The organism is Porticoccus sp., assembly GCF_041592135.1.
In the GTDB taxonomy this organism is placed as follows: Bacteria; Pseudomonadota; Gammaproteobacteria; order Pseudomonadales; family Porticoccaceae; genus Porticoccus.
This window is the reverse complement of record NZ_JBFHQR010000094.1, coordinates 1-9,547: the sequence shown is the minus strand read 5'-3', so window position 1 is coordinate 9,547 and position 9,547 is coordinate 1. Positions and strand designations below refer to the sequence as shown.

12 protein-coding genes, 1 tRNA gene and 1 pseudogene are annotated in these 9,547 nt (G+C 58.0%); all 14 read left to right on the top strand.

Features of this window, described 5'->3' with window-relative positions; genetic code table 11:
- A pseudogene (locus tag ABY948_RS08945) lies at positions 1-165 on the top strand (IS4 family transposase); the annotation flags it as partial.
- Positions 166-297: 132 nt separating this feature from the next.
- Positions 298-858 carry a crossover junction endodeoxyribonuclease RuvC gene (gene ruvC / locus ABY948_RS08940; protein WP_461482187.1) on the top strand — a complete coding sequence of 187 codons (561 nt, stop codon included), beginning with the start codon at positions 298-300 and terminating at the stop codon, positions 856-858.
- The gene (gene ruvA / locus ABY948_RS08935) at positions 855-1,457 is read left to right on the top strand and encodes a Holliday junction branch migration protein RuvA (protein ID WP_461482186.1); all 603 of its coding nucleotides are present in this window, start codon (positions 855-857) and stop codon (positions 1,455-1,457) included. Before ruvC ends, ruvA begins: the two co-directional genes overlap by 4 nt.
- 24 nt (positions 1,458-1,481) lie before the next feature.
- Positions 1,482-2,519 carry a Holliday junction branch migration DNA helicase RuvB gene (gene ruvB, locus ABY948_RS08930; protein ID WP_461482185.1) on the top strand — a complete coding sequence of 346 codons (1,038 nt, stop codon included), beginning with the start codon at positions 1,482-1,484 and terminating at the stop codon, positions 2,517-2,519.
- The gene (gene ybgC / locus ABY948_RS08925; protein WP_461482184.1) at positions 2,516-2,917 is read left to right on the top strand and encodes a tol-pal system-associated acyl-CoA thioesterase; all 402 of its coding nucleotides are present in this window, start codon (positions 2,516-2,518) and stop codon (positions 2,915-2,917) included. The genes ruvB and ybgC overlap by 4 nt, the downstream gene beginning before the upstream one ends.
- A gap of 20 nt (positions 2,918-2,937) precedes the next feature.
- Entirely contained in the window at positions 2,938-3,612 is a 675-nt protein-coding gene (gene tolQ, locus ABY948_RS08920; protein ID WP_461482183.1) for a protein TolQ, read from the top strand.
- Positions 3,613-3,614: 2 nt separating this feature from the next.
- Entirely contained in the window at positions 3,615-4,043 is a 429-nt protein-coding gene (gene tolR, locus ABY948_RS08915) for a protein TolR (protein ID WP_461482182.1), read from the top strand.
- A 5-nt stretch (positions 4,044-4,048) separates the two neighbouring features.
- Positions 4,049-4,774, top strand: coding sequence for an energy transducer TonB (locus ABY948_RS08910; RefSeq protein ID WP_461482181.1), 726 nt, complete (start codon positions 4,049-4,051; stop codon positions 4,772-4,774).
- 3 nt (positions 4,775-4,777) lie between these two features.
- Positions 4,778-6,067, top strand: a complete 1,290-nt coding sequence (gene tolB, locus ABY948_RS08905; RefSeq protein ID WP_461482180.1) for a Tol-Pal system beta propeller repeat protein TolB — start codon at positions 4,778-4,780, stop codon at positions 6,065-6,067.
- Between the two features lie 31 nt (positions 6,068-6,098).
- Positions 6,099-6,602, top strand: coding sequence for a peptidoglycan-associated lipoprotein Pal (gene pal / locus ABY948_RS08900; RefSeq protein ID WP_461482179.1), 504 nt, complete (start codon positions 6,099-6,101; stop codon positions 6,600-6,602).
- A 164-nt stretch (positions 6,603-6,766) separates the two neighbouring features.
- The gene (ybgF, locus tag ABY948_RS08895; protein WP_461482178.1) at positions 6,767-7,528 is read left to right on the top strand and encodes a tol-pal system protein YbgF; all 762 of its coding nucleotides are present in this window, start codon (positions 6,767-6,769) and stop codon (positions 7,526-7,528) included.
- A gap of 79 nt (positions 7,529-7,607) precedes the next feature.
- The gene (queE, locus tag ABY948_RS08890; RefSeq protein WP_461482177.1) at positions 7,608-8,258 is read left to right on the top strand and encodes a 7-carboxy-7-deazaguanine synthase QueE; all 651 of its coding nucleotides are present in this window, start codon (positions 7,608-7,610) and stop codon (positions 8,256-8,258) included.
- 6 nt (positions 8,259-8,264) lie between these two features.
- Positions 8,265-8,954: a 7-cyano-7-deazaguanine synthase QueC gene (queC, locus tag ABY948_RS08885; protein WP_461482176.1), complete on the top strand. Its 690-nt coding sequence runs from the start codon at positions 8,265-8,267 to the stop codon at positions 8,952-8,954.
- A gap of 47 nt (positions 8,955-9,001) precedes the next feature.
- Positions 9,002-9,077: transfer RNA gene (locus tag ABY948_RS08880), tRNA-Lys, on the top strand.
- The last annotated feature ends 470 nt before the right edge of the window (positions 9,078-9,547 follow it).

Below are 9,547 nucleotides of genomic sequence, written 5' to 3'. Positions count from 1 at the left end.
CTGTTGGCATTTGCTCGCCACAGTGCCAGAGCGGGCTGGACAGTACAGCGGATTCTGCGGTTGATCCAACTGAATTTATTTGAGCGAAGAGCCTTAAAAGAGCTCCTGTGCCCCGACCCACCGAGACAGAAAAAAGGCGAATCTCAAATGAGGTTCGCCTTATGACTTTCAACTGTGGGACAGCAGTGGCCCGGGGGCCGCCTTTTTCATGCCCGATCGACTTCTGTGAATTTCAGGGCTTGTATTTTTGGATCAGTAATATACTGTAGCAATATACAGTATTGGCGGTGGATGAACATGACCCTGATTCTCGGCATTGACCCGGGTTCCCGCAAGACCGGCTTCGGCCTGATTAACGCTGTCGGGGCCAAAACGGAATACCTTACCAGCGGCATTATCCGTCTGCCGGAAGGCCCGCTGCCGGAGCGCCTGAAAATCATTTTTGACAGTCTACGCAGCATTATTGAGCAACATCGCCCCACCGCGATGGCGGTGGAAGACATTTTCTTTGCCCGCGACCCCAGGGCTGCCCTGAAGCTCGGGCAGGCGAGGGGTGCGGCCATTGTCGCCGGCGTCAACGGGGGCCTGGCGGTGGCCGAGTATGCGGCCCGCTCCGTCAAGCAGTCGGTGGTGGGCAATGGTGCCGCCACCAAGGAACAGGTGCAATATATGGTCACCAGGCTGCTCAACCTGCCCTCGGCGCCGGCCGAGGACGCTGCCGATGCCCTGGCGGTGGCGCTGTGCCACGCGCGAACCCTGGTCACCACCGCCAATATGAGCACGCGGATCCACTATTCTCGCGGTCGCATGAAATCGATTCCCGGTACGGGAGACAAGCAGGGGGCTGGCCCTAAATGATTGGAAGAATCAGCGGCATTCTGTTGGAGCGCCAGGCGCCTGAACTGTTAATTGACGTGCAGGGGTTGGGCTATGAAGTCCATGTCTCGCTGACCACCTTTTTTGAGCTGCCGGCACCGGGTGAACCGGTGGTGCTGCATACCCATTTTGTGGTGCGCGAGGATGTCCAGCAGCTCTACGGATTTGCCGAGCGGACGGAGCGCGAGCTGTTCCGCCACCTGATCAGAATTAGCGGGGTCGGCCCGAAATTGGCGCTGACCATTCTCTCCGGTATGAATGCCACGGAGTTTGTGCGCAGGGTGCAGGACAACGACCTGGCAACACTGGTCAAATTGCCGGGGGTGGGCAAGAAAACCGCCGAACGCCTGGTGGTGGAAATGCGCGATCGCCTCAAGGATTTTGATGTCGGCATTGCCCCCGCGGCAACCCGCACCCCGGCGCAGGGGCTGTCCGACTACATCCAGGAAGCGGAGAGTGCCCTGGTGGCGCTGGGCTACAAACCCCAGGAAGCGGCGCGCATGGTGAATGCTGTAGCCAATGAAGGGCAAACCAGTCAGGAATTGATTCGCCTGGCGCTGAAAAGCATGGTTAAAAGCTAAGCGGAGCAAGATATACTGGCCACCATGATCGAAACCGACCGACTGATTTCCCCCGCAGCCTCCGTCCAGGAAGATCGTTTTGACCGCGCTATCCGCCCCCTGTGTCTCGCCGATTATGTCGGCCAGGAGGCGGTGCGCGAGCAGATGGAAATCTTTATCGGCGCAGCCAAAAAGCGCGGTGAACCACTGGATCACACCCTGGTATTTGGCCCCCCTGGTCTCGGCAAGACGACCCTGGCGCATATCATCGCCAACGAGTTGGGGGTGGCGTTAAAGACCACCTCGGGCCCGGTGCTGGAAAAAGCCGGGGACTTGGCGGCGCTGATGACCAACCTGGAACCCGGGGATGTGCTGTTTATCGATGAGATCCATCGCCTCAGTCCGGTGGTGGAGGAGGTGATCTATCCCGCGATGGAGGATTTCCAGCTCGATATCATGATCGGCGAAGGCCCGGCGGCCCGCTCCATCAAGCTGGATTTACCGCCCTTTACCCTGGTGGGGGCGACCACGCGGGCGGGCCTGCTGACCTCGCCGCTGCGGGATCGCTTCGGGATTGTGCAGCGGCTGGAATTTTATTCCGTCGAGGAACTGAGCCACATCGTCTACCGCTCTGCGCGCATCCTCGGCGTCAAGATGGATAGAGCCGGGGCATTTGAGATCGCCCGGCGCTCCAGGGGAACCCCGCGCATTGCCAATCGCCTGCTGCGCCGGGCTCGGGATTTTGCCGAGATGAAGGCGGATGGCGATATTACCGCCGCGGTGGCGGATCTGGCACTCAACATGCTCAATGTGGATGCCAGGGGCTTCGATCACATGGATCGTCGCCTGCTGCTGACCATCATAGAGAAATTTGACGGCGGCCCCGTGGGGGTGGAAAGCCTGGCGGCCGCGATCAGCGAGGAGCGGGACACCATCGAGGACGTGCTGGAGCCCTACCTGATTCAACAGGGCTACATGACGAGAACCCCCAGGGGGCGTATGGCAACCCGGCTCGCCTATGAGCACTTTGGCTTGCAAAGCCCGCAAAAAGTTAACCGGCCATTGGATTTAATGGATAAATGACCAAGGAATACTGTCTACCCATTCGCGTCTATGTGGAAGATACCGACGCCGGTGGCATTGTCTACTACGCCAATTACCTGAAATACCTCGAGCGGGCGCGCACCGACCTGATGCGATCGCTGGGTTATGACAAGCCGGCGTTGTTCAATGGGATGCAGTTCGTGGTGCATTCGGTGGAATTGAAATATCGTGTCCCCGCCGTGCTGGACGATGAAATCATCGCCACCGCACGGCTGGTGGGGGTGACGAGAACCTCTTTCACCATCGCCCAGACAGTCATGCGCGGTGAACAGATTTTAGTGGAGGGCGTGGTGCGGGCCGCTTGTATCGATCACCAGTCCAAGCGCCCGACAGCCATTCCGGCAGACATGATGCAGACCCTCAAGGCTGCCCTTTAACAGAATAACGGGAGTATCCGGTGAACGAACATTTATCCCTGTGGAGCCTGATAGCCAATGCCACACTGCTGGTGCAGTTTGTCATGCTGTTGCTGTTTTTTTCTTCCATGATTTCCTGGGTGATGATTGTGCAGCGCGGCCTCTACCTGCGGAATGCCGGCAACACCCTGCGCAAATTCGAGGACAACTTCTGGTCCGGTATCGATCTCAACCAGCTGTATCACGACAGTGGCGCACAGGGCACGGCGGAAGGCTTGGCCAGTATCTTCCGGGCGGGATATCGGGAGTTTAACCGTATGGCCCAGCAGGGCAGCGCCGATCCCGATGCGGTGATGGAGGGCGCGGAGCGTTCCATGCGCGTGGCCCTGTCCCGTGAAGAAGAGCGACTCAATCGCAATTTGCCGTTCCTCGCCAGCGTCGCCTCGGTCAGTCCCTACATCGGCCTGTTCGGCACGGTGTGGGGCATCATGAATTCTTTCCGCGGGCTCGCCACTGTGCAGCAGGCGACCCTGGCCACCGTGGCGCCGGGTATCTCCGAGGCGTTGATCGCCACTGCCATGGGGCTGTTTGCGGCTATTCCGGCGGTATTGGCCTACAACCGCTATTCGGCCTCGGCCGACGGTATCTACAGCAGCTATGAAACCTTTGCCGAAGAGTTTTCCAGCATTCTCCACCGCCGCATTCACGGTGATTGAACATGAAAAAACCCCGGCAAAAACATCGGCTGGTCGCAGAGATCAATGTGGTGCCCTACATCGACGTGATGTTGGTGTTGCTGATCGTCTTTATGGTCACCGCGCCGCTGCTGATGCAGGGCGTCAAGGTAGAATTGCCGGAGGCCCCGTCAGCCCCCCTCGAGGACAAGGATCTCGAGCCGTTGATTGTCTCCGTCAAGGCGGATGGCACCTATTACCTGGATTTGGGCAATGGCAAAAATGAACAGCAAACCCTGCAACTGATTATCGAAAAAGTGACCAAGGTGATGGGGTTGCAGCCGAAAACGCCGGTGCTGGTGTGGGGCGATAAAGCGGTGGACTACGGCACGGTGGTGAAACTGATGAGCGAGCTGCAGGGTGCGGGCGCGCCCTCGGTGGGGTTGGTTACTGAGCCACCGGGACGAAACTGACAACCGTGTTTTCGGGGAGAGCTTCTTCATACACCCTGGCCGTGCTGGTCAGCCTGTTGCTGCACGCCGGCGTGGTGGCGCTGATGGTGTTTCACTGGGAGCCGGAGCACAAACAGCGCAAAGTGGCGCAGCCGAAATATGTGCAGGCGAAATTGTTAACCCTGGAGCAAAAGGCCAGGCCGCAGCCAAAGCCCGTGGTCAAACCGAAACCGGCGCCCAAGCCGGCACCCAACCCGGCGCCAAAACCCAAACCCAAGCCGGCGCCGAAGCCGGCTCCCAAGCCAACGCCAAAACCAGTGGCAAAGCCGGCCCCCAAGCCGACACCGCAACCGGTGCACAAGCCGCAGCCGGATAAAAAACAGCTGCAGCAGGAATTGGCCAGTGCCCTGGCCCAGGAAGAAGAGTTTCTGGCCGCCGCCAATGATGAGGAGGTGGCCACCAGTTACCACGACTACATTTTTGAACGCATCGCCGCCAACTGGAGCCGTCCCCCCAGCGCGCGCCGGGATATGGAGGTTGAATTGCTGGTGCAGTTGGTGCCCACTGGTCAGGTCATCAGTGTCGCGGTGGTGCGTTCCAGCGGCAATTCGGCGTTTGATCGCTCCGCAGAACAGGCGGTGTACAAAGTGGGCCGCTTTGAAAAATTGCAGGAAATTAAAGATCCGAGGGTATTCGAGAAATATTTTCGAAAACTCTCATTGGTATTCAGACCGGACGATTTGAGGTTATAGGTTGTGAGAAGAAAGCAAGGGTTACTGGCCTCGCTGTCGTTGACGCTGCTAGTGTGGCTGTCGCCGGCCATGGCCGAGTTCACCATTGAAATTACCCAGGGTGTGGATAATCCCACCCGTATCGGCATTTCCCCAATAACCCAGGGCGGTCGAGCACTCCCCGAGGATGTCAGCAATATCGTGTCGGCAGATTTGGAGCGCAGCGGGCTGTTCAGCGCCATTCCACGCCAGAATATGTTGTCGTTTCCGGCCGCCATCAAGGATGTCTACTACCGCGACTGGCGCATCCTCGGCGCAGAGTATCTGGTGGTGGGTGAGGCCGCCGACAGCGCCGGTCGTTTCCATGTCACCTTCAGTTTGGTGGAGGTGACCGGGGGACGCACCGTTTTCACCAAGGTGGTGGACGGCGGGCCGACGCAGGTCAGGGATATGGCCCACTACATCAGCGATCAGGTGTACGAGGCCATCACCGGTATCCCGGGGGCATTTTCCACCCGGGTAGCCTATGTCACGGCCTATCCCCTGAACGGGCGGATGAACTTTCGTCTGATGGTGTCCGATGCGGATGGTTTCCGCGAGCGGATGTTGCTGGAGTCCAAGCAGCCGATCATGTCACCGGCCTGGTCGCCAGACGCCAAAGAGTTGGTGTACGTGTCGTTTGAAACCGGTCGCCCGGCAATTTTCCGCCAACAGTTGGCCAGTGGTGCCCGCGAGCAGTTGACCAATTTTCGCGGTTTGAACGGCGCACCGTCCTGGTCGCCGGACGGCCGCAAGCTGGCGCTGGTGCTGTCCAAGGACGGCAATCCGGAAATTTACACCTTCGATTTGAGTACCAGGCAGTTCACCCGAATGACCAGTCACTTCGCCATTGACACAGAACCAAACTGGACCCCCGATGGAAAGTCACTAATATTCACCTCGGACAGGGGGGGTACGCCACAAATATACAAACAGACCATTGCAAGTGGACAGGTAGAACGTTTAACCTTCGCGGGGTCGTACAACGCCAGACCTCGGCTTGCTCCTGATGGGCGTACTTTAGTCATGGTACACCGCGATAATGGGAATTTTCATATCGCAACACAGGATCTGGTCACGGGCGACCTGAGAGTTTTAACACAAACGTATCTAGATGAGTCCCCAACTGTTGCTCCCAATGGTGCTATGCTTCTCTACGCCACCAAACAGGGTAACAAGGGAGTACTGGCGGCTGTTTCGCTAGATGCGGGTGTGAAATTTTTATTGCCAGCACGGTTCGGGGATGTCCGCGAGCCAGCCTGGTCACCAAAATAAACAAGCTACATCTTAGTTACAGGAGAAAACAATGAAGAATCAACTGCTCAAATATGGCGCGATGGTTACCTTCGTAGCCGCGCTGTTGTCGGGCTGTTCCAGCACCGGTACTGAGGAAGAAACTGGTGCCACTACTATGCCTAGCGAATCCGTTGCTACTGGTACAGTAGGCTCTGGGGACGTCAGCGGTTCCACTCTGGGCACTGACAGCTCCGTACCCCGCGTATTCTATTTCGAATTCGACAAGGCGGTACTGAATGCCGAAGCGCGCGCTGCACTGCGTCTCCACGGAGAATGGCTGCGTGCTCACCCGGCGGCCACTGTTCGCTTGGAAGGTCATGCTGACGAGCGCGGTACCCGTGAGTACAACATGGCGCTGGGCGAACGTCGTGCCAATGCGGTTCGCGATTTCCTGGTTCAGGAAGGCGTTAACGCTGCTGCGATGGAAGTGATCAGCTACGGTGAAGAAAGCCCTGCTGCCATGGGCAGCAACGATGCATCCTGGGCGCTGAACCGTCGTGTAGAGATGAAATAAGGTCTTAAAGGCCACTAGAACAGCGCCCGGTGCGAACGTTGCGCCGGGCGTCTTGGCTCGAAGTCACTTGCTCTCGTTGTCAAGCCGTATAAAGCGGGGAGGACAACTTCCTCACGATCCGCTTGTCTATACAAGGTCTGCTTAAATCCGTAGGGGTAAGACTCATGCGAGCAACCATTGTCGGTATTCTTTTCTTTTCCTCCGTGTCACCCGCGCTTTATGCGGCTGCTCCCGTTACCGAAATCGGCAGTTCCCCGAACTATTCTCCTGCGCCAATTGCTGTGCCGGTGCCCGTGGCGCCACCTGCTCCCGAATCCAGCCCGCCCGTGGGCGACAGCTACTACCAGTTGCAGCTCCTGCAGGATGAGGTGCGGACACTGCGGGGGATGGTCGAGGAGTTGAATAACGACGTCAGGCAGCTCAAAGCGCGCCAGTTGGAAGACTATATGGACCTGGATCGCCGTCTCAGTGGTCTGGTCAATGGAGGCGCCGCGACGCAGCCCCCCGCACAAAGTGATGCCATTGCCGCTTCCGCAACCAACACCACAGCCCCCGGCGATGATGGCGCAGCCCATTACACCCGTGCCTACAATGAACTAAAGGCGGGTAAGACTGCCGAAGCCGTCGCGCTCTTCAAGGAGCATATCGAACGCTACCCCAATGGCGCCTATACGGCGAATGCCCACTACTGGCTGGGTGAGATTTACCTGTTGCAAAATCAGCTGGAACCAGCCCGGCAGGCATTCAGTGCCGTGGTGAACAGCTATCCCGCTCACCGCAAGGCCGCCGATGCGACCTTCAAGCTGGGCCAGGTGTATCACTTGATGGGCGATAACGCCAAGGCTAAAAACCTGCTGGAGAAGGCCGCTGCCGGCAATGACAACGCCGCCAAGCTGGCGCAGCGCTATCTGCAGCAGAACTTTTAAGTCCGGTTACTAAGCCCGGTTACACCGCAGCGGCTTTTTTCCGTTAAACTGCGCGGTTTGTATCGCGCAGCATTGCCCCATGGAACAGACTTCCCTTCGTATCACCGAAATTTTTTATTCCCTGCAGGGAGAATCCTCCACGGTGGGCCTGCCGACCGTGTTTGTGCGTCTCACCGGGTGTCCGCTGCGCTGTCATTACTGTGACACGGAATACGCGTTCTACGGCGGAGAGCGAAAATCCCAACAGCAGATCCTCGATGAAATCGCCGCCTTCCAGGTCTCCCGGGTCTGTGTGACCGGGGGTGAGCCGCTGGCGCAGAGAGCTTGTCTTGCGCTGTTGACGGCGCTATGTGATCGGGGCTATGCGGTGTCGCTGGAAACGGCCGGCGCGCTCTCCGTGGCCGAGGTGGACAGCCGGGTCGTCAAGGTCATGGATCTGAAGACCCCGGCATCGGGGGAGGCCAACCGCAATCTCTATGACAATATCGCCTGCCTGACACCTCGGGATCAGCTAAAGTTTGTCATCTGTGATCGCCGGGATTACGAGTGGGCGCGGCTCAAGCTGGATGAACTGTCGCTGCCCGGACGGGTGGGCGAGATCCTCTTCTCTCCCAGTCACGGCACACTGGACGCCACCGAGCTGGCGGAGTGGATACTGGCGGACAGGCTGCCTGTCAGATTCCAGCTGCAATTACACAAACTGTTGTGGAAGGACCAACCGGGATATTGACCTGCGATGACTGAACTCGATAAAAAAGCGGTGGTGCTGGTATCCGGTGGCCTGGACTCCACCACCGTGCTGGCCATGGCGCGGCAACAGGGCTTTCGCTGCTTTACCCTGAGTTTCGACTACGGGCAGCGCGCCCAGGCGGAGCTGGCGGCGGCGCGCCGCTGTTCAGCGCAACTGGGCGCGGAGCAGCACAAAGTGGTCAAGCTGGACCTGAGGACCATTGGCGGCTCGGCCCTGACCGATGACAGCATCAACGTTCCCGAGGTACAGACGACAGGTATTCCAGTGACCTACGTGCCCGCGCGCAATACGGTGTTTCTGTCCATTGCCCTGGGCTGGGCGGAGGTGCTGGAAGCCCAGGATATCTTTATCGGCGTCAATGCCGTGGATTACTCCGGCTATCCCGACTGCCGCCCGGAATACATCGAGGCATTCGAGAAAATGGCCAACCTCGCCACCAGGGCTGGGGTGGAAGGCAAATACCTGCGTATCAACAAGCTGCTGATTGACTTGAGCAAAGCCGATATTATCCGCCAGGGCGTTGCCGCCGGTGTCGATTACGCGCAAACGGTCTCCTGCTATCAGGCTACCGAGCAGGGACTCGCCTGTGGAAAATGCGACAGTTGCCGACTGCGCAAAGCGGGTTTCGAACAGGCGGGCGTCGACGACCCGACGCGATACATTCCCACGAAATAAATACTTGATTTTTGATCCTCCATAAGTAAGATATGCGCCTCTTCCAAGGGTCGTTAGCTCAGTTGGTAGAGCAGTTGGCTTTTAACCAATTGGTCGCTGGTTCGAATCCAGCACGACCCACCAAACAACTAAAAAGGCCACCCCGTTGGGGTGGCCTTTTTAGTTGTAGGCGATTTGTTGGACTCGTTCGTTAAGGCGTGGTTCGACAAACTCCGTCAGGAGTTTGGACCGAGAGGCCGCAGGCCGCGAAGCCCCCATGGGGTCAAAACAGTTACAAACTGTTTTGAGTCAATCCAGCACTACCCACCCTATCCAAAGGACCGCGACTGTTAGTGCACAGGGGCATCCCGGCCTTCCGTAATAATCCCGGCAAAAATAAACCGCTTTTTCATTCCGCTGTGGCGAGGCTCAGGCCGCGAGACAGCGCCACTGCAAGTGGCGACCCGCAGGGCGCGAGTAATCCGGCACGCCTCACCAAACAACTAGGGCCTGTTCACACTAATTTGGTTGCCTCTGTTGTGACTAAAAAAGCGCCAATCTAGGCGCGAGAAATGAATTTAGTGGTTCTAACTGAGTGACGAGCAACGACGAGT